Source organism: Agrococcus sp. AC640b (assembly GCF_979255995.1).
This window is the reverse complement of sequence record NZ_CEEDMM010000009.1, coordinates 47,159-65,296: the sequence shown is the minus strand read 5'-3', so window position 1 is coordinate 65,296 and position 18,138 is coordinate 47,159. Positions and strand designations below refer to the sequence as shown.

Here is an 18,138-nt window from a genome sequence, read left to right as displayed (position 1 = left end):
GGCGGCGCAGGGCTAGCGTGACCGCCATGGGCATCCGACTCGAGAACGTGGGCATCGCCGTGCGCGACCTGGAGGGGGCGATCGCGTTCTTCGTCGACCTCGGCCTCACCGTGCTCGGCCGCGACGAGGTCAGCGGCGAGTGGGCATACACCGCCGTGGGACTCGACGGCAACCACGCACGCATCGCGATGCTGCAGACCCCAGGCGGACAGGGAACGCTCGAGCTGTTCGAGCCGATCCATCCGGCGGGCGTCGAACGCGAGCCCGCCATGGCGAACGACATCGGCATGCACCGCGTCGCGTTCCAGGTCGACGACCTCGAGGCGTCGCTCGCGATCGCCGCCCGGCACGGGTGCGAGCCGCTGCGCGGCATCGCGAGCTACGACGACGTGTACCTGCTCACGTACCTGCGCGGCCCGAGCGGCATCCTCGTCATGCTCGCGCAGGACCTCCGTGCCGGGCAGGTCGACGCGGACGCATCCGCGCGCGCGGCGGAGCCTGCGTGAGGGCTAGCCGATGCGGCCCAGGTGCACCGCGACGTGCAGGAGGGCCGCGAGCGTCTCGGCGTCGGAGATCTCGCCGGATCGCACCATCGCGAGCGCGTCGCCGAACGGCACGCGACGCACGCGAGCGATGCCCTCCTCCGCCTGCGTCGCGACGGCATCCCCCTCGGTCGGGTGCAGGCCGCGGGCGAGGAAGACGTGCTCGGGGGCGTCGCAGATGCCGTTGAGCGACGCCATGCCACCCACCAGGGTCCAGTCGTCGGCCACGAGACCCGTCTCCTCGGCGAGCTCGCGACGGGCGGCGACGAGCGCATCCTCGCCATCGGTCGACCCTGCAGGCACCTCCGTCGACCACCTGCCCGTCGTGTAGCGGAACAGGTCGACGAGCACGACCTCGTCGGCGTCGGTCAACGCCACGACGAACACGGCGGGGTTCGCGACCTCGACGACCCCGTAGATGCCCGTGCCGCCATCGGGCCGCACGACCTCGTCCTCGCGCAGCCGCAGCCACCGGTTCGCGTACACCTCTCGGCTCGAGAGGGTCTGCCAGCCGGTCGCGCGCTCGTCGGTCACGGCACCATCCTGCCCGCGCCGCCCTACTTCAGCAGCCGAGACAGCACGCGGTCGGCGAGCAGCCTGCCACCCGTCTGGCACGTCGGGCAGTACTGGAACGTCGAGTCGGCGAACTCCACCTGCCGCACCGTGTCGCCGCACACGGGGCACGCCTCGCCCGTGCGCCCGTGCACGCGCATGCGGCTGCGCTTCTCGGACTTCAGTCTCGACGCCGGCACGCCCTCGCGAGCGGCGACCGCCTCCTGCAGCGTCTCGCGCATCGCCACGTACAGATGGTGCACGTCGTCTGCGCCCATCGACGCCGGCGTGAAGGGCGACATGCGCGCGACGTGCAGGATCTCGTCGGAGTAGGCGTTGCCGATGCCTGCGATGCGGCGCTGGCTGCGCAGCACGCCCTTGATCTGCGCACGGCCCGCCGCTGCCAGCACCGCGGCGAACGCCTCCTCGGTGAAGTCGTCGGTGAGCGGATCCGGTCCGAGCGTCGCGATGTCGTCCACGTCGGCCGCCTCGCGCACGACGTGGATCGCGAGGCCCTTCTTCGTGCCCGCCTCCGTGAGGTCGAACCCGGCATCGTCGTCGAGCATGAGCTGCGCCGCGAGCGGCCCCTTGCCCATGCGCGGCCGCGTCTTCGGCGCCTCGTCGCGCCATCGCAGCCATCCTGCGCGTGCGAGGTGGATGCACACGTGCAGGGTCGCGGGCTCGTCGCCGACCGTCGCGACCGCGAGGTCGAGCCACTTGCCGTGCCGTTCGACACCCGTGACCTCGCCGCCGTCGAGGGCACGCACGGGCGGATCGAACGTCTTCAGCGCCGAGATCGCGTACGTGTCGAGCCTGCGCACACGCCTGCCCACGAGGCGCCCGCGAAGGTCGTCGGCGAGCGCCTGCACCTCTGGCAGCTCCGGCATGCGTGCAGTCTGCCGCGCACCGCCGACACGCGCGACCCCTGGCGCTCGCTGCCGAGGGCGCGCAAGGTGGTCAGCAGCATCCGCATCAGCGCGGGTGCACGAAGGGGATCCGTGGCACCGTCCGCACCTGCCATCTGCGCCATCGGCACGGCCGTGCCGCCCGCGCGTCTCGAGCAGACGGTCGCCCGCGACCTCCTCGCACGGCAGCCAGGGCTCACGCGGCTGGGCGCCAGGCTCGTCGGGGCCGCGTTCGACGCGTCGGCGATCGACGCGAGGCACGTGGTGCTCGACGAGCTCGTCGACGCCACCGACTCCCCCTTCCTCGACGCCGCCAGCGGCGAGCTGCGAAGCCCCAGCACGCGTGTGCGCAACGCTCGCTTCGCCGATCGGGCGCCGGCGCTCGCGCTCGAGGCCGCCGCGTCGGCGCTGGCAGACGGCGGCATGGCGGCGCACGAGGTCACCCACGTCGTCACGGCATCGTGCACCGGCTTCTTCGCACCCGGCATCGACCACCTGCTCGTGCGCGACCTCGGGCTGCCGCCGCAGACCCCGAGGCTGCACGTCGGCTTCATGGGCTGCTACGCCGCGTTCCCCGCGCTGCGCGCCGCCGACGCCATCTGCCGCGCCGACCAGGACGCGGTCGTGCTCGTCGTCTGCGTCGAGCTGTGCTCCCTGCACCTGCGCTCGTCGAACGACCCCGACACGATCGTCGCCTCCTCGGTCTTCGCCGACGGCGCCGGCGCCGCGCTCGTCACCGCCCGGCCGACGCCGCGCTCGCTGCGCATCCTCGCCCTCGCCTCCACCATCGCACCCTCGAGCGAGGAGGAGATGGCGTGGACGATCGGCGACGAGGGGTTCGAGATGGTGCTCTCGGGCGCCGTGCCGAGGCTCATCGGCGCCCACGTCGTCGACGCGATCGCGCCGCTCGCGCCCGCGCGCACCGCCGCGACGTGGCCGCAGGTCGCCGGATGGGCCGTGCACCCGGGCGGGCGCTCCATCCTCGACACCGTGCAGCGCACCCTGGGCCTCGACGACCACGCGATGGCAGCGTCGCGACGCGTGCTCGCCGAGCGCGGCAACATGTCGAGCGCGACGGTGCTGCACATCCTCGCCGCGCAGCTGCGCGAGCGCACCGCGGGCGAGCAGGTGTGCGCCATGGCGTTCGGGCCCGGCCTCACGATGGAGTCGGCGCTGCTCGAGCTGCAGGAGACGCCGTGAGATCGCTCGCACGCCGCTCGCACGAGCTCGAGCGCATGGACGACCCGCACGTCGACCCCGTGCTGCTCGCCCGCACCTACCGGCAGTTCGACGCGGTCAACGCGCTCGTCTCCAGGTGGCGCGCCCTCTACGTGCGGCGCATCCGACCCGTCCTGCCCGCCGGTCGCACCGCGACGCTGCTCGACGTGGGCTCCGGCGGCGGCGACGTCGCACGCAGGCTCGCAGGGTGGATGCGCAGCGACGGCATCGCGGCGCAGATCACCGGCATCGACCCCGACCCGCGCGCCCATGCCTTCGCCACCGCGACGACCGTAGAGGGCGTCACGTTCGAGCAGGCGTCGAGCAGCGACCTCGTCGCCGACGGCCGCCGCTTCGACGTCGTGCTCAGCAACCACGTGCTGCACCACCTCGACGACGCCGACCTCGCCTGCTTCGTGCACGACAGCGCAGCGCTCGCAGGCACCCTCGCGCTGCACGCCGACCTCGAGCGCGCCCACGTGCCGCACGTCGCGTTCGGCATCGCCACCGCGCCGCTGCGCACGCGGTCGCTGCTGCACGACGACGGCACCGCCTCGATCCGCAGGAGCCACCGCGCGCACGAGCTGCAGGCGCTCGTGCCGCCGCCGTGGCGCGTCGAGCGGCTGTGGCCGTACCGCCTGCTGCTCGTGCTCGAGCCCCGGGACGCCCGATGAGCCTCGGCCGCGGCCTGGCCGTCGCCGCGCTCGCCGTCTACGGCACGACGGCGACGCTCGGCATCGGCCTCGCCACCGGCGCGTGGCGCAACGAGCGCCACCGGTGGATCCACCACGTCGGCTTCATCGGCGCCGTCGCCCTCACGTCGGCGACCGTCGTCGTCGGCATGCGCGACGACCCCGGCCGCGCGCTGCGCGCAGCTCCCGCGCTCCTGCCGCTCGCGGCGCTGCCGCGCATCTCCACCCGATCCCGCACGCATCCGATCGTCGCGCTCGCCGCCGCACCCTGGCTCGTCGCCGCCGCGGCCCGCACCGACCGCCCCCACCGCTAGGAGTCACGCATGGAGCTCTTCGACGCCATCCGCCGCAGGCGCACCACGAACGGCGCGTTCCTGCCCGACCCGGTGCGCGAGGAGCATCAGCGGCTCCTCATCGAGATGGCAGGGCGCGCGCCCTCGCAGCTCAACAGCCAGCCGTGGCGCTTCGTCATCACCGAGGACCGCGCGACGATCGACCAGGTCGCGGCGATCAGCGGCGGCAGCATGACCGAGGCGATGTCGAACGGATCGTTCTTCGAACGCTATCGACGCTACTTCCGCTTCTCGAAGAAGGAGATGGAGGAGCGCCGCGACGGCATGCTCTTCGATCGCCTGCCCGCACCGCTTCGGCCGTTCACGGGGCAGGCGATGACGCCGCGCGGGCAGCGACTCATGAACACGCTCAAGGTGCCGCAGACGCTCGGCGAGGAGAACCGCAAGGTCGTCGCCGGCTCGCCCATGCTGCTGGGCGTCATGCTCGACCGTGCCGAGCATCGACCTGGAGAGCTGTCGTCGTTCTACTCGCTGTTCAGCATGGGTGCCGCGATGGAGAACCTGTGGCTGTCGACGGTCGAGCTGGGCCTCGGCATCCAGTTCGTCTCGTTCCCCATGGAGGTGCCGGGCCAGTGGGAGCGCATCGTCGAGCTGTTCCGCGTGCCGGACGACCTCGAGCTCATGGCCGTCTACCGCATCGGCTACGTGCCCGACGAGGCGCGGCGGCCCCGCATCGACTGGTCGAGCTCGGAGCGCAAGCGGCCGTCGCAGATCGTGTTCCGCGACACGTGCGAGACCCCGCAGACCGGCTGGGACGACGCGCCCGGCGCCCCGGTGGGCCCCGGCCCCGCCTAGGCTCCAAGCATGATCGCCGTGCACCTGCGCTACACCGATGCCCCCGGCCGCCTCGAGCTGCGGCCCCGCCACCGCGAGCTGCTCGCCGAGCTCGTCGAGCAGGGCGTGCTGCTCGCCGCCGGCCCCTACGAGCACGGCGAAGGCGCGCTGCTGCTGTTCACGGCGACGCGCGAGCGCGTGCAGGAGGCGATCGACGCCGACGCGTACATGACGCACCCCGGCGTCGTCATCACGGCGATCGAGGAGTGGAACCCCGGCATCGGCGGCGTGCGCGCCGCCTGACCCGGCGAGGCATCGAGGTTCTCGGCCGCTGTGCACCGCACATGCGGCCGAGAGCCTCAACGGTGCGGAGGGGTAGGTTCGGGGCATGCGCGTGCTCGACGACCTGGCCTCCGTCCGACCGTTCACCGAGGAGCTGTACCGGCACCTCCACGAGCACCCCGAGCTCTCCGACCGCGAGCACGCGACCGCCGCACGCATGGCCGCCGAGCTGCGCGCGACCGGCGTCGACGAGGTGCACGAAGGCGTCGGCCGCTCGACGGGCGTCGTCGGCATCCTGCGCAACGGCGACGGCCCCACGATCCTCCTGCGCGCCGACATGGATGGCCTCCCCGTCGTCGAGGACGACATCGTGCCCTACCGCTCGACCCAGACCGCCGAGGTCGCGGGCGGCACGGTCGGCGTCATGCACGCATGCGGTCACGACGTGCACATGGCGACGCTGCACGGGGCCGTGCGGCTGCTCGCGCAGCATCGCGACGCGTGGAGCGGCACCCTCGCGATCGTGTTCCAGCCCGCGGAGGAGACCGTCGCGGGGGCGCGCGGCATGACGGATGCGCTGCGCGCGATCGTGCCGTCGATCGACGTCGCCCTGGGTCAGCACGTCTCGGCATACCCCGCATCGCAGGTGCGCATCACCGCCGGGCCGTTCATGGCCGCCTGCGACGAGCTCATCGTCACCGTGCACGGACGCGGCGGCCACGGCTCCCGCCCCGAGACCACCATCGACCCCGTCGTCGTCGCGGCATCCATCGTGCTGCGGCTGCAGACGATCGTGAGCCGCGAGGTGCCCTCGAGCGCGCAGGCCGTCGTGACGGTCGGCACGATCCACGCAGGCACGAAGTCGAACATCATCCCCGACACCGCGACGCTGGGGCTGTCGATCCGCACGTACGACGAGACGGTGCGCACGAGCATCCGCGAGGCCGTCGAGCGCATCGTGCAGGCCGAGTGCCAGGCCGCGGGCACGGCGCAGCCCGCGACGATCGAGCACACCCTGTGGGCACCGGTGACCGACAACGACGCTGCCGTCGTCGCGACGCTGCAGCCCGCGTTCGACGCCGAGTTCGGCGACGACTCGGTGCCGATGGAGCGCCTGTCGGGCTCGGAGGACTTCTCGGAGCTCGCCGCCGCCTACGGCGCCCCCTACGCGTTCTGGTTCACCGGCGGCATGGATGCTGCACGCTACGCGGCGGCGGAGTCGGCGGGCACCCTGCTCACCGACATCCCCTCGAACCACTCCCCCGGCTTCGTGCCGGTGCTGCAGCCCACGCTCGACACGGCCGTGCGCGCCATGACGACCGCGGTGCTCGCGCACCTCGGCCGCTGAGGCGCGTCAGGACGCGTCGGGCTGCTCGACGGGCGTGAGGCGGAAGATCGGGAACACGCGGCCCTCGGCCGTCGCCTCGTAGCCCGCGAACCCGTCGCCCGCGTCCTTGAAGGCATCCCAGAGCCGATCGCGCTCGGCGCCGACGAGCTCGGAGACGGCTACGCGTACGACGCGGATCGGCTCGCCGAGGTCGCCGGCGACCTCGAGGTCGATCTCGGCGGCGCGGCGCAGGCCGAACGTCCACGCCGGGTGCCTCGGCGACCCCGCCGCGCTCGCCACGACATGCCACGAGCCGTCCTGCCGCAACGCGAACAGCGGCGTCAGCCCGATCGTGCCGTCCTTCTTCGGGATGTGGAGCAGCCCCAGGTTCCTGCCGAAGCTCACGGGCTCGTGCACGACGCCGTCGCCCTGCCGGAACGCGTCGATGATCATGTCGTTGAAGGCCATGCTCGAGGGAACGCGCGGCATGACGATCCTCTTCCGTGGTCCGAGCGATGCACGTGGGCGCAGACGCTAGGCCGACGCGACCTGCGCCGTCGCCACCCGGCGCAGCAGCGGCCGCGTCGCGAGCAGCCCGAGCGCCACGATCCCGACGCCTGCGACCACGACGCCCGCCGTGATGAGCACGGTCACCGGCTCGAACAGCAGCGCCATGCCCAGCAACGGCACCACGAGCACGCCCGCCGCGATCGCCGAGATCGCGACGACGAGCAGCAGCGGCGACAGCACGGCCCAGCGGCGTGCGGCATCCATGGTCGACACGTCCATGCCGCCGTGGTGCAACGCCCGCGACAGCGCGCGGCCGTCGAGGATCGCCGCCGCCTGCTGCAGCCCCACCGTGCACGCGACCGTGAGGAACGAGCCCACGATCGTGATCGTCAGACCCGTGCGGATGTCGGCTGCGAGCGTCATCTCGCCACCCATGTCGGCGCTGCCCATGAGCGCGGATCCGGTGCCGGCGATGACGCCCACGAACGTCACGAGCGCGACCCCGCCCACCTGCCGCCACGCGGCCTTCGGCGACTCGAGCACCGTGCGTGCCGCGATGAGCCGTGCGGGGCTCGAGGCGCCGCGCGCCTGGATGCGCGCCTGCACGCCGAGGATCCACGGGCCCAGCAGGTTCAGCACGAGCATCGCGATGCCGAAGCCGACGCCCAGCACGGCGATCATCGCGACGACGCCGAGCGCGGCGCCGATGCTCGAGAACGACGAGAAGGCGCCCGCCACGATCGCCATGGCACCGACGGCGAGCACGATGACGATCCAGTGCACGCGAGCGGGCGTCTCGCGCCTGGCGACGCCGAGCGGCGTCACCATGACGCGACGCATCGACGACAGCGCGCTCGCCGCCGCGAGCAGCGTGACGGCCGCGACGAGGCCGATCGCCCAGCCGGCAGGCAGCAGCGCGCTGCCGCCCAACGGCTCGCCCGCGAACGGGATGAGCCCGATGAGCGGGCTCGACGCTGCCGCGGCGGCGACCCCGAGGATCGCGCCGACGAGCGCGAGCACCGTCGCCTCCGTGACCGCGAGCGCGAGCACCGTGCCGCTCGTGGCGCCCAGGAGCCTGAGCGCAGCGAGGCGGTCGTCGCGTCGGCGTGCCGAGAGGCGAGCCGCGGAGCCGCCGAGCGTCACGAGGGGCACGGCGAGCAGCGAGAGGGCGACGACGGCGAGCAGCTGGTAGAGCGGGGCATCCGGCGTGGTCCACGTGAAGAACGCGCGGGCACCGCCGACGACGATGCCGAGCAGCCATGTGGTGATGCCGAACGCGACGGCGGGCAGCACGAGCACCGCGGCACCCTGCGTCGAGGGGCGCAGCATGAGCGGCGCGAGGCGGAGGGCGCTCATGCGCGCACCTGCCAGCCGTGCTCGTCGACGCGCCCGGGGGCGGCCGGGTTCGGGATGCGGCCGCCGTCGTGCTGCGTCGGCGCTGGAGGCTGCGTCGGCGGGGCGTGCTGCGCTGGCGCCGACCATGCATGACCGGTCGCCTGCGCGGGCGCGCCCACGGCGGTCCCCGGCGCGGGCGGCGGCAGCGGCGAGCCTGCCGGTGCCACCGGTGCTGGCGCGCCGTGCCCGGCATCCACGAGCAGTCCGTCGCGCATCCGCACCACGCGGGTGCAGCGTGCCGCGACCTGCTCGTCGTGCGTGACGAGCACGAGCGTGCGGCCACGGCCGACGGTCGCCTGCAGCAGCGCCGACATCACCTCGCCGCTCGTCACCGAGTCGAGGGCGCCGGTGGGCTCGTCGGCGAACACGATCGACGCCCCCGTCACCTGCGCACGCGCGATCGCGACGCGCTGCGCCTGCCCGCCCGAGAGCTGGCCGATGCGGCGATCCTCCATGCCAGCGAGCCCCAACGAGCCGAGCCACATCGCCGCCTCCTGCACGGCAGCGGCGCGCTTCGCCCCGACGAGCATGAGCGCGAGCGCCACGTTCTCGACGGCGGTGAGCTCGGGCACGAGCATGCCCTCCTGGAACACGAAGCCGAAGCGCTCGCGGCGCAGCCGGGTGCGCTCGGCATCCGACAGCCGCGCGACGTCGACGACGCCCGTGGGCGTCGCGAGGTGCACGGCACCCACGTCGGGCGTCACGATGCCCGCGAGGGCATGGAGGAGGGTCGTCTTGCCGGAGCCCGACGCCCCCATGATCGCGACGGCCTCGCCGGGCGCGATGTCGATGTCGACGCCCGCGAGGGCTGTCGTCGGTCCATACGTCTTGCGGAGTCCCCGCGCACTGATCGCCTGCATGGTGCAAGCCTCGCCGCGCGGGTGCTGCCGCCGCGTCGGGCGAGCGGACGAGGTCGCCCACGCGACCTCATCCGCTCGGAGGATCAGTCCTTGGACCGCAGGCGGATGAGGCGGGCCTGCCCTGCCTCGCGCATCTGCGTGAGCTGCTCGTGCGCGACGACGAAGTCGGTGAAGGTGCGGTAGCCGAGCGTCTTCTCGTTGAACGACGGATCCATGCGCTTCATCTGCGCCTTCACGACGTTGGCGTGCAGCCACTCGTCGTCGTCCTTGGCGTGGCTCACGCGCAGCGCACGCTCGAGCAGCGCCGCGGCGGCCTCCTCGGCGTCGCCGATCGGGTCGGCGCCGTCCTCGTCGTCGTCATCGTCGAACTCGACGATGTCGCGCTCGGCCGGGCGTGCGGGCTCGACGGGCGGCTTCGTCTGCGCGGCAGGCTGCGTCGTCTCGTCGGTGCCGGCGGCTGCGGGCGCGGCCTCCGCCTCCTGCTCGGCCTTCGGCCTGCGGCGGCGACCCCCGGTCCTCGGCTCGTCGGCCTTGGCCTCGCCCGACTTCGCGTCGTCGGCCTTCGACTCGCTCGGCTTCGCGTCGTCGGCCTTCGCACCCTCCGTCTTGGCGGGCTCTGCACGGCCAGCACCCCGCGGCGGGATGACGGGGCGCTCGACGCCCGGCAGGTCGTCGTAGTCGGCGAACTCGTCGCATGCGGCGGCGAGCGACTTCGACGTCGAGCCGGCCACGCCGATGCCGACGACGAACCGGCCGAGCCGCTTCGCCTTCTGCGCGAGGGCGATGTAGTCGGAGTCGCCAGCCACGATCACGACGTGCGTGATGTCGGGCAGGCGGAAGAGGTCCTCCATCACGTCGACCGCGAGGCGGATGTCGGCGCCGTTCTTGATGCCGCGCGTCGTCGGGAACAGCTGCACGAGGTCGACGGCGCGCGAGAGCAGCTGCTGCCGATAGCCGGCGTTCACCGCCACCGACCAGTCGGCGTACGCCTTCGAGATCACCGGGGTGCCGAACGACGCCGCGTAGTCGAGGATCGCGCCCACGTCGACCGTCGCCTGCTCCATCCGCGTCACGAGCGCGGCATCCGACGACCCGCGCTGCACCGACTTCACGCGCTGCTGGTGGAAGGTACCCCTGCCGTGCAGCTGGTCGTATCGCGAGATCACGATGTTGTCGAAGTCGATGTAGACGGCGACGCGTGAGTCTGCCGGATCGATCATGGTGCCCCTTTCGGCGACCACCAGTGTCGCATCGTCGCCCGCGCCTCGTCGCCGCGACGCCCGGCGAGGCGACTCGTGCCCTCCCAGCGCCGCCGGAGTAGCATCCCCTCGGGCCGTCGGGCAGCGGACGGCCGTCTCGACGTCGCGCAGGCGACGATGCGCATGAGGAGACTCGACGTGAGCACGACCCCCGCCGGCTGGTACCCCGACCCCGAGCGCGAGGGCGCCACGCGCTGGTGGGATGGCGCGCAGTGGGCGCCGTCGCAGGATGCCGCAGGCACCGACGACCGCTTCCGGCCGAGAGACGACGCCGACGCGTCCGGCACGGCAGACACCGCCGGCACCGGCCCGGCCGACGCCGTCGCGCCCGGCACCGCAGACGACGGCCAGTGGTCGCCCACGCCCGGCAACGACTGGGGTCAGCAGTCGTTCACGGCATCCGAGCCGAGCTGGAGCGCGCCCGCCGCATCGGCATCCGCACCGTCGTACGGCCAGGGCACCGACGCATCGTGGGGTCAGCAGGATGCGACGCCCGCATGGCAGCAGGGCACGACGCCCGCGTGGCAGCAGCAGGCGCAGCCGACGCCGCAGTACGGCGCACCCCAGGACGCCTCGCAGGGCGCGCAGCAGTGGAACCAGTACGGCCAGCAGCCGAAGAAGAGCCGCACCGGCCTGTTCGTCGGCATCGGCGCAGGCGTGCTGCTGCTGCTGGTCGTCGTCGGCGGGCTCGGCATCTGGGGCATCTCGAACCTCATCGGCGGCGCCCCGGAGCCGGTCGCGCAGGGTGGGGGCACGGGTGGCGGCGACCTCGAGATCGGCGAGACGTACCGTGTCTCGGTGCCGGTGGGCACGACGACGCAGCTCGAGCTCGTCATCACCGAGCCCGGCTCGTACGCCATCGCTGCGAACACGGCCAACGACGAGGACCCCGTGCTCACGCTCGTCTCGGCGACCGGCGAGGAATGGCGCGACGACGATGGTGGCGGCTACCCGAACTCGCTCATCGAGGAGGATCTCGACGCGGGCACCTACGTGCTGACCGTCGAGGAGTACCAGAACGACGACCCGCTCGAGGTCGACGTCTCGGTGACGCGCCGCTGACGCGAGCAGCAGGCGCGACACGCCCGAGGTCGGCGCCGCGGGGTTGCATCGTGCGCCGATCCTCGGCATCGTGGCGTGCTCGCGATCCGAGAGGAGCATCCATGCTCACCCTGACCGAGACCGCCCAGACCGTCATCACCGGCATCGTCGGCCAGTCCGACGACGCCGAGACCGGAGGCCTGCGCATCAGCGGCGCCGACGGCGACCAGCTGAACGTGGGCGTCGCGCCCGCCCCGGCCGAGGGCGACCAGGTGCTCGACGCCTCGGGCGCCCGCGTCTTCCTCGATGACGCGGCCACCGCCGCGCTCGCCGACAAGGTGCTCGACGCAGCACCCGACGACGCCGGCCGCGTGACGTTCACCATCGCGCAGCAGGTCTGACCGGGCCGTCGGCTCGCGCCGACGTCCGCGACGAAGGGGGCACGGACCGATGGTTCGTGCCCCCTTCGCGTGCCGTGGCACGTCGCGGCCGTGATGCGCGAGCCCTGTCGCTCGCCCCCGCCACACGGCAGCATGGAGCCATGCTGCGCATCCCCACCGTGCCCCTCGCCGACGGCACCGCCTTCCCTGAGCTCGGCTTCGGCACCTACAAGCTCGACGGTGACGACGGCATCGCCGCCATCCGCTCCGCGATCGACGTCGGCTACCGGCTGCTCGACACCGCAGTGAACTACGGCAACGAGGCCGAGGTCGGCGAGACGGTGCGCTCCAGCGGCGTGCCTCGCGACGAGATCCTCGTGACCTCGAAGGTGCCCGGCCGCGACCACGGCTACGACGAGACGCGCGCGAGCGTCGCAGGCTCGCTCGAACGCCTCGGCCTCGACCGCATCGACCTGCACCTCATCCACTGGCCGAATCCCTCGGTCGACCGCTACGTCGACACGTTCCGCGCGCTCGTCGCGCTGCGCGACGAGGGCGTGCTGGGCTCCGTCGGCGTCTCGAACTTCACGGAGGAGATGCTCACGCGCGTCGCCGACGCCACGGGCGTCATGCCCGCCGTCAACCAGGTCGAGCTGCACCCGTACTTCCCGCAGTCGCACCTGCGTGCCTTCCACGCCGAGCACGGCATCCGCACCGAGTCGTGGAGCCCCCTCGCTCGTCGCAGCGAGCTGCTCACCGAGCGGGTCGTCGCCGACGTCGCAGGCACGCACGACGTCACGCCCACGCAGGCGGTGCTGCGCTGGCACACGCAGCTGGGCACGACGCCCATCCCCAAGTCGGCGAACCCAGAGCGGCAGCGAGAGAACGCCGACGTCTTCGGCTTCACCCTCACGGACGACGAGGTGCGCGCCATCTCGGGCCTCGCCCGCGGACGCCTGTGGGACGGCGACCCGGAGCGGCACGAGGAGATGTAGCGGCCGCCGCGCGCTAGAAGCCGCCGCCCGGAGGCGGGCCGCCGATGCCGCCCTGGCCGCCCCCCATGCCGCCCGGCGGCATGGGGGGCGGACCGCCACCGAAGGACGGGCCGTCGCTGGCCATGTCGACGAAGCGCGACAGGTGACCCTGGAACGACACCGCGATCGTCGCCGTCGGACCACCACGGTGCTTGCCCACGATGATGTCGGCCTCGCCGGGGCGGATGTCTGGCGCGTAGGCGTCCTCGCGGTGCAGCAGGATCACCATGTCGGCGTCCTGCTCGAGCGAGCCCGACTCGCGCAGGTCCGAGACGGCAGGCTTCTTGTCTGCACGCTGCTCCGGACCACGGTTCAGCTGCGACAGGGCGACGACCGGCACCTGCAGCTCCTTCGCGAGCAGCTTGAGCGATCGCGAGAACTCCGAGACCTCCTGCTGCCTGGACTCGACCTTCTTGCCGCTCGTCATGAGCTGCAGGTAGTCGACGACGACCATGCCGAGGCCGATCTGCTGCTTCAGGCGACGGCACTTCGCGCGGATCTCGACGAGCGTGAGGTTGGGGCTGTCGTCGATGTAGAGCGGTGCGTCGTTGATGCGGCCGCGCACCTGCGCGAGCGTCGTCCAGTCGCGCGGCTCGATCGTGCCCTTGCGCATCTTGTGGTGGTGGATGCTCGACTCGGCCGAGAGCAGCTTCATCGCGATCTCGGACTTCGACATCTCGAGCGAGAAGAAGCACGTGGGCACGTCGGCCTTGATGGCCGCGGCGCGGGAGAAGTCGAGCGCGATCGTCGACTTGCCGAAGCCTGGACGCGCCGCGACGATGATGAGCTGGCCGGGATGGAAGCCGTTCGTGAGCTCGTCGAGCTGGCGGAAGCCGGTGGGCACGCCCGTCATCTGCCCGTCGAGACCCTTCGCGGCCTCGATCTCCTCGATGGCCGACACCATCGCGACCGACAGCGGCACGTAGTCCTCGGACTGCTGGCCGCCGTTCACGGCGTACACCTCGGCCTGCGCGTTGTTGACGAGGTCGACGACCTCGCCCTCGGCGTTGTAGCCCATCTGCACGATGCGCGTGCCGGCCTCGACGAGGCGTCGCAGCACGGCCTTCTCGGCGACGATCGTCGAGTAGTAGCCGGCGTTCGCCGCGGTCGGCACGACCGACGTCAGCGAGTAGAGGTACTCGATGCCGCCGACGCGCGACAGCTGGGCGGCCTTCTGCAGCTCGTCGGAGACGGCGATGACGTCTGCGGGCTCGCCGTGGGAGTAGAGCGACAGGATCGCCTCGTAGACGAGCTCGTGCTTCGGCAGGTAGAAGTCGGGACCGCGGACGACCTCGATGCAGTCGGCGATCGCATCCTTCGAGAGCATCATGCCGCCGAGCGCGGACTGCTCGGCGAGGACGTCGTGCGGGGGCGTGCGGTCTCGGCGATACTCGTCGACGCCCAGCTCTGCAACGTCGGTCACTGCGCCTCCCGCTCTGCCTCGTTCGCGTCGAACACGTCACTGTAGGAGCCGGGCGTGCAGGTCACCAAGCCGAGCCTGTTGACGACACGCGGTGCGCCTGTGGACGAGATGTGGACAACTGTGGGTGCAACCGCCCACATCGACGCCCGTCCTGTGGAGAACTCTGTGAGAACTCTTCGCCGAATGCGCCATTACCACCCTGTGACCGGGCGTTTCAGTTTCCACAGGAGGCCGGTGGAAACTGACCTTCAGTGCACGTCGAGGGTTGGGTCTGTGAGTGCGACCGGGATGAGGGATGTGGACAGCAGGGTCCAGATCCACGCCGCAGCCTGCGTCGGCGCGGGGCGCGGGCGCATGTGGAGCCACGTCGCGACCGCCGCGATCGCCGCGCCGGACACCGCGGCGACCTCGAGGTCGACCGGCACGACGGTGCCCGGCACGCTGCCCGAGCGACGCGCCTGCTCGACGCCCTCGCGGACGATGCCGTCGATGCGGTCGCGCATGCGCGCCGTCGCGAGCGACGAGCCGTGCGGGCCCAGCACGCGACGGAACAGCGAGGCGTTGGCGCTCGCGTGCTCGAGGAAGACCGTGAGGGTGTCGAGGATCTGCGCCTCGTCGGGCGCGACGCCCGCACCCTGCGCGAGCCGCGTCGCCTGCGACCGCTCGGCCGCCTCGTCGACGGCGCTGTCGATGGCGTCGGCCAGCAGCGTCTCCTTGTCGGCGTAGTGCTGGTAGAAGCTCGATCGGTGCACGCCGGCGCGCGCAGCGATGTCGGCGACGGAGATCGCGTCGAGGGATCGCTCGCGCGCGAGGGCCAGCAGCGCCTGCTGCAGGCTCTGCCGGGTGCGCGCGATCCTGGGGTCCACGGCGACGATCCTGTCATGTCTGCGACAGGTGTCGCTTCTCCGACACGTGTCGGATAGCATCGGGGAGGCCCGACGTCGTGCCGTGCATCCGCTTCCGCCGTCGAAAGGCATCCATGGCACTCCTCCTCGCCCGCCTGGGGCGCTTCGCCGCCCGTCGTGCATGGGTCGTGATCGTCACGTGGGCCGTGCTGCTCGCCGCCGGCGTCGCCGCGTTCCTCGGATTCGGCGGCACGCTCGCGACGAACGTCACGATCCCCGGCACGCAGACGCAGCAGGTCGGCGACGAGATCGCAGAGGAGCTCGGTGGCCAGAGCACCGGCACCGCCAACGTCGTCTTCTCGACCGACGACGGCGGCGCCCTGACCGACGCGCAGCGCACCGGCATCGCCGACCTGCTCGCCGAGATCGGCGACGTCGACTCCGTCGAGACGACGGTCGACCCGTTCGAGACCCAGCAGCAGCGGGCCGACCAGGCGACGCAGCTCGACGACTCCGCCGCGCAGCTCGAGTCGGGGCAGGCCGAGCTCGACGCCGGCCAGGCGCAGCTCGACGCGGGCCAGGCCGAGCTCGACGCGAACGCCACGCAGCTCGAGGCGGCGCTCGCGCAGGCGGCGGGCACGCCCGCCGAGGCGCAGCTGCTCGCGCAGCAGCAGCAGCTGCAGGCCGGTCAGGCCCAGATCGACGACCAGCAGGCGCAGCTCGACGCCGGCCAGGCGGAGCTCGACGCCGGCGCCGAGCAGCTCACAGCCGGTCGGACGCTGCTCGAGGCCTCCGACGCCCTGCAGTTCGTCGCAGACGACGACAGCGCCGCCATCGGCATCATCCAGTTCGACACGAGCGCCTACGAGGTGCCGGCCGAGGACAAGGCGGCGATCGTCGAGCTCATCGACGGTGCCGACATCGACGGCGTCACGGTCGACGCCTCCGCGGAGCTCACCACGAACGTCTCCGACCTCGTCGGCCCCGCCGAGATCATCGGCGTCGTCGTCGCCGCCATCGTGCTGCTCATCATGCTGCGCGCGCTGCTGCCTGCGATGCTGCCGATCGTCTCGTCGCTCATCGGCATCGGCGTCGGCGTCACCTCGGCGCTCGCGCTGTCGGACGTCGTCGAGATGACCTCGATCACGCCCGTGCTCGGCGTCATGCTCGGCCTCGCCGTCGGCATCGACTACACGCTGTTCATCGTCAACCGGCACCGCACGCAGATGCGGCGCGGCCTCGACGTGCGCGAGTCCGTCGCCCTCGCCAACGGCACGTCGGGCACCGCCGTCGTCTTCGCCGGCGCCACGGTCGTCATCGCGCTGCTCGCGCTCAACGTGACCGGCATCGGCTTCCTCGGCGTCATGGGCTCGGTGGGCGCATGGTGCGTCGCCGTCGCCGTGCTCGTCGCGATCTCGCTGACGCCCGCCGTCCTGTCGCTCATGGGCGACAAGGTGCTCACGCGCAAGGAGCGCGCCCGCGTCGCAGCCGACCCGGTGCAGGAGTCGCACCCGAAGCCGATGCGCTCCGGCGTCGCCGTGCTGCGGGTCGTCCTCGCGGTCGCGGCCCTCGCGGTCATCGCCATCCCCGCCTTGTCGATGCGCCTCGGCCTGCCCGACGGCTCGGCGGAGCCGCAGGACTCGACGCAGTACGCCGCGTACCAGACGACCGCCGACGAGTTCGGCGAGGGCCTGAACGGTCCGCTCGTCGTCTCGGCGCGACTCGACGCCCCGCTCGAGGACGACGAGATCGTCACGACGCAGGCGGCGATCGCCGAGGAGCTGCTGGGCATCGACGACGTCGAGGCCGTCGCACCCGTCGGCGTCGGCGAGGACGACGACTTCCTCGTCTTCCAGCTCGTGCCCGCCGAGGGCCCCGCGAGCGTCTCGACCGAGAACCTCGTGCACGCGCTGCGCGACGCCACCCCGATCGACGGCGTCGAGTCGTACGGCGTCGCAGGCACCGCGAGCGGCAACATCGACCTGTCGGAGACGATCGGCGACGCGCTGCCGACGTACGTGGCGATCGTGATCGGGCTGTCGTTCCTCATCCTGCTGATCGTGTTCCGGTCGATCCTCGTGCCGCTCGTGGCGACGATCGGCTTCGCGCTGTCGCTGTTCGCGGCGCTCGGCGCCGTGACGGCCGTGTACCAGTGGGGCTGGCTCGGCGAGCTGTTCGGCGTGCACGACCCCGGCCCTGTGCTGAGCTTCGCGCCCGTGGTGATCACCGGCGTGCTGTTCGGCCTCGCCATGGACTACCAGCTGTTCCTCGTCTCCGGCATGCGCGAGGCGTTCGTGCACGGCTCGCGGGCGAAGGAGGCGGTCGTCGCGGGGTTGCGGAACGGCGCACCCGTCGTCACGGCGGCGGCGATCATCATGATCTCCGTCTTCGGCGGCTTCGTCTTCTCGCACATGGCGATGGTGCGGCCGTTCGGCTTCGGCCTCGCCATCGGCGTGCTGTTCGACGCGTTCGTCGTGCGCATGCTGCTCATCCCAGCCGTCATGCACCTGCTGGGCCGCTCGGCGTGGTGGATCCCGCGCTGGCTCGACCGCATCCTGCCGAACGTCGACGTCGAGGGCTCGAGCCTCGAGCGCGACGCCGGCCGCACGCCGCACCCGACGACCGCGGAGCTCGCGGCCGCCGAGGTGCGCTCGGCGCCCACGAAGGACTGACGGATGCGCGAAGGGCCCCGACCGGATGGTCGGGGCCCTTCGTCACGACCCCGCGGATGTGCGTTTCGCAGGCG

At 72.3% G+C, this 18,138-nt stretch carries 17 protein-coding genes and 2 pseudogenes; 11 read left to right on the top strand and 8 right to left on the bottom strand.

The window, feature by feature from the left end; genetic code table 11:
* The first annotated feature begins 26 nt into the window (after positions 1–26).
* Complete coding sequence (locus tag ACZ6H8_RS05440) at positions 27–506, top strand: VOC family protein (protein WP_464145247.1); 480 nt, start codon at positions 27–29, stop codon at positions 504–506.
* Positions 507–509: 3 nt separating this feature from the next.
* On the opposite strand, the gene ACZ6H8_RS05435 is transcribed toward ACZ6H8_RS05440, so the two are convergent.
* Together ACZ6H8_RS05435 and ACZ6H8_RS05430 are read right to left on the bottom strand one after the other, a co-directional pair.
* Positions 510–1,076 carry an NUDIX domain-containing protein gene (locus ACZ6H8_RS05435; RefSeq protein ID WP_464145245.1) on the bottom strand — a complete coding sequence of 189 codons (567 nt, stop codon included), beginning with the start codon at positions 1,074–1,076 and terminating at the stop codon, positions 510–512.
* Positions 1,077–1,099: 23 nt separating this feature from the next.
* A complete protein-coding gene (locus ACZ6H8_RS05430; RefSeq protein WP_464145243.1) occupies positions 1,100–1,981 on the bottom strand; it encodes a DNA-formamidopyrimidine glycosylase family protein in 882 nt (293 codons plus the stop codon).
* Positions 1,982–2,092: 111 nt separating this feature from the next.
* Between ACZ6H8_RS05430 and ACZ6H8_RS05425 the strand changes: the two genes are divergently transcribed.
* From ACZ6H8_RS05425 to ACZ6H8_RS05400, 6 genes are all read left to right on the top strand, one after another.
* The gene (locus ACZ6H8_RS05425) at positions 2,093–3,199 is read left to right on the top strand and encodes a type III polyketide synthase (RefSeq protein WP_464145241.1); all 1,107 of its coding nucleotides are present in this window, start codon (positions 2,093–2,095) and stop codon (positions 3,197–3,199) included.
* Complete coding sequence (locus ACZ6H8_RS05420) at positions 3,196–3,891, top strand: methyltransferase domain-containing protein (RefSeq protein WP_464145239.1); 696 nt, start codon at positions 3,196–3,198, stop codon at positions 3,889–3,891. The genes ACZ6H8_RS05425 and ACZ6H8_RS05420 overlap by 4 nt, the downstream gene beginning before the upstream one ends.
* Positions 3,888–4,223, top strand: coding sequence for a hypothetical protein (locus ACZ6H8_RS05415; RefSeq protein WP_464145238.1), 336 nt, complete (start codon positions 3,888–3,890; stop codon positions 4,221–4,223). The genes ACZ6H8_RS05420 and ACZ6H8_RS05415 overlap by 4 nt, the downstream gene beginning before the upstream one ends.
* Positions 4,224–4,232: 9 nt before the next feature.
* Complete coding sequence (locus tag ACZ6H8_RS05410; protein WP_464145236.1) at positions 4,233–5,057, top strand: nitroreductase family protein; 825 nt, start codon at positions 4,233–4,235, stop codon at positions 5,055–5,057.
* A gap of 9 nt (positions 5,058–5,066) precedes the next feature.
* A complete protein-coding gene (locus ACZ6H8_RS05405) occupies positions 5,067–5,339 on the top strand; it encodes a YciI family protein (RefSeq protein ID WP_464145235.1) in 273 nt (90 codons plus the stop codon).
* Between the two features lie 85 nt (positions 5,340–5,424).
* Complete coding sequence (locus ACZ6H8_RS05400; protein ID WP_464145233.1) at positions 5,425–6,666, top strand: amidohydrolase; 1,242 nt, start codon at positions 5,425–5,427, stop codon at positions 6,664–6,666.
* Positions 6,667–6,672: 6 nt separating this feature from the next.
* Here the strand turns inward: ACZ6H8_RS05400 and ACZ6H8_RS05395 are convergent, their stop codons facing one another.
* From ACZ6H8_RS05395 to ACZ6H8_RS05380, 4 genes and pseudogenes are all read right to left on the bottom strand, one after another.
* Complete coding sequence (locus ACZ6H8_RS05395) at positions 6,673–7,134, bottom strand: nitroreductase/quinone reductase family protein (RefSeq protein ID WP_464145232.1); 462 nt, start codon at positions 7,132–7,134, stop codon at positions 6,673–6,675.
* Positions 7,135–7,179: 45 nt separating this feature from the next.
* Positions 7,180–8,511: an FtsX-like permease family protein gene (locus ACZ6H8_RS05390; protein WP_464145230.1), complete on the bottom strand. Its 1,332-nt coding sequence runs from the start codon at positions 8,509–8,511 to the stop codon at positions 7,180–7,182.
* A gap of 230 nt (positions 8,512–8,741) precedes the next feature.
* Positions 8,742–9,410, bottom strand: a pseudogene (locus ACZ6H8_RS05385) (ABC transporter ATP-binding protein); the annotation flags it as partial.
* Between the two features lie 83 nt (positions 9,411–9,493).
* Positions 9,494–10,630: an NYN domain-containing protein gene (locus ACZ6H8_RS05380; RefSeq protein WP_464145229.1), complete on the bottom strand. Its 1,137-nt coding sequence runs from the start codon at positions 10,628–10,630 to the stop codon at positions 9,494–9,496.
* A gap of 177 nt (positions 10,631–10,807) precedes the next feature.
* Between ACZ6H8_RS05380 and ACZ6H8_RS05375 the strand changes: the two genes are divergently transcribed.
* The 3 genes from ACZ6H8_RS05375 to ACZ6H8_RS05365 all read left to right on the top strand — a co-directional run bounded on the left by ACZ6H8_RS05375 (position 10,808) and on the right by ACZ6H8_RS05365 (position 13,085).
* Positions 10,808–11,731, top strand: a complete 924-nt coding sequence (locus ACZ6H8_RS05375) for a DUF2510 domain-containing protein (protein ID WP_464145227.1) — start codon at positions 10,808–10,810, stop codon at positions 11,729–11,731.
* 101 nt (positions 11,732–11,832) lie between these two features.
* Positions 11,833–12,111, top strand: coding sequence for a Fe-S cluster assembly protein HesB (locus ACZ6H8_RS05370; protein ID WP_464145225.1), 279 nt, complete (start codon positions 11,833–11,835; stop codon positions 12,109–12,111).
* A 140-nt stretch (positions 12,112–12,251) separates the two neighbouring features.
* On the top strand, positions 12,252–13,085 hold the full coding sequence (locus tag ACZ6H8_RS05365; protein ID WP_464145223.1) for an aldo/keto reductase: 834 nt from the start codon (positions 12,252–12,254) through the stop codon (positions 13,083–13,085).
* A gap of 118 nt (positions 13,086–13,203) precedes the next feature.
* On the opposite strand, the pseudogene dnaB reads toward ACZ6H8_RS05365, so the two are convergent.
* Positions 13,204–14,547: pseudogene (gene dnaB / locus ACZ6H8_RS05360) on the bottom strand (replicative DNA helicase); the annotation flags it as partial.
* Between the two features lie 248 nt (positions 14,548–14,795).
* Positions 14,796–15,413, bottom strand: coding sequence for a TetR/AcrR family transcriptional regulator (locus ACZ6H8_RS05355; RefSeq protein WP_464145220.1), 618 nt, complete (start codon positions 15,411–15,413; stop codon positions 14,796–14,798).
* 113 nt (positions 15,414–15,526) lie between these two features.
* Between ACZ6H8_RS05355 and ACZ6H8_RS05350 the strand changes: the two genes are divergently transcribed.
* Positions 15,527–18,064 (top strand): MMPL family transporter, encoded by a 2,538-nt coding sequence (locus ACZ6H8_RS05350; protein ID WP_464145218.1) that lies wholly within the window; start codon positions 15,527–15,529, stop codon positions 18,062–18,064.
* Positions 18,065–18,138: the final 74 nt, after the last annotated feature.

Excerpts from the sequence above, each read along its gene's own strand:
- ACZ6H8_RS05440 (WP_464145247.1), top strand. The coding sequence starts at position 27 with ATGGGCATCCGACTCGAGAACGTGGGCATCGCCGTGCGCGACCTGGAG.
- ACZ6H8_RS05430 (WP_464145243.1), bottom strand. The coding sequence starts at position 1,981 with ATGCCGGAGCTGCCAGAGGTGCAGGCGCTCGCCGACGACCTTCGCGGG.
- ACZ6H8_RS05415 (WP_464145238.1), top strand. The coding sequence starts at position 3,888 with ATGAGCCTCGGCCGCGGCCTGGCCGTCGCCGCGCTCGCCGTCTACGGC.
- ACZ6H8_RS05410 (WP_464145236.1), top strand. The coding sequence starts at position 4,233 with ATGGAGCTCTTCGACGCCATCCGCCGCAGGCGCACCACGAACGGCGCG.
- ACZ6H8_RS05405 (WP_464145235.1), top strand. The coding sequence starts at position 5,067 with ATGATCGCCGTGCACCTGCGCTACACCGATGCCCCCGGCCGCCTCGAG.
- ACZ6H8_RS05400 (WP_464145233.1), top strand. The coding sequence starts at position 5,425 with ATGCGCGTGCTCGACGACCTGGCCTCCGTCCGACCGTTCACCGAGGAG.
- ACZ6H8_RS05395 (WP_464145232.1), bottom strand. The coding sequence starts at position 7,134 with ATGCCGCGCGTTCCCTCGAGCATGGCCTTCAACGACATGATCATCGAC.
- ACZ6H8_RS05390 (WP_464145230.1), bottom strand. The coding sequence starts at position 8,511 with ATGAGCGCCCTCCGCCTCGCGCCGCTCATGCTGCGCCCCTCGACGCAG.
- ACZ6H8_RS05380 (WP_464145229.1), bottom strand. The coding sequence starts at position 10,630 with ATGATCGATCCGGCAGACTCACGCGTCGCCGTCTACATCGACTTCGAC.
- ACZ6H8_RS05370 (WP_464145225.1), top strand. The coding sequence starts at position 11,833 with ATGCTCACCCTGACCGAGACCGCCCAGACCGTCATCACCGGCATCGTC.
- ACZ6H8_RS05365 (WP_464145223.1), top strand. The coding sequence starts at position 12,252 with ATGCTGCGCATCCCCACCGTGCCCCTCGCCGACGGCACCGCCTTCCCT.
- ACZ6H8_RS05350 (WP_464145218.1), top strand. The coding sequence starts at position 15,527 with ATGGCACTCCTCCTCGCCCGCCTGGGGCGCTTCGCCGCCCGTCGTGCA.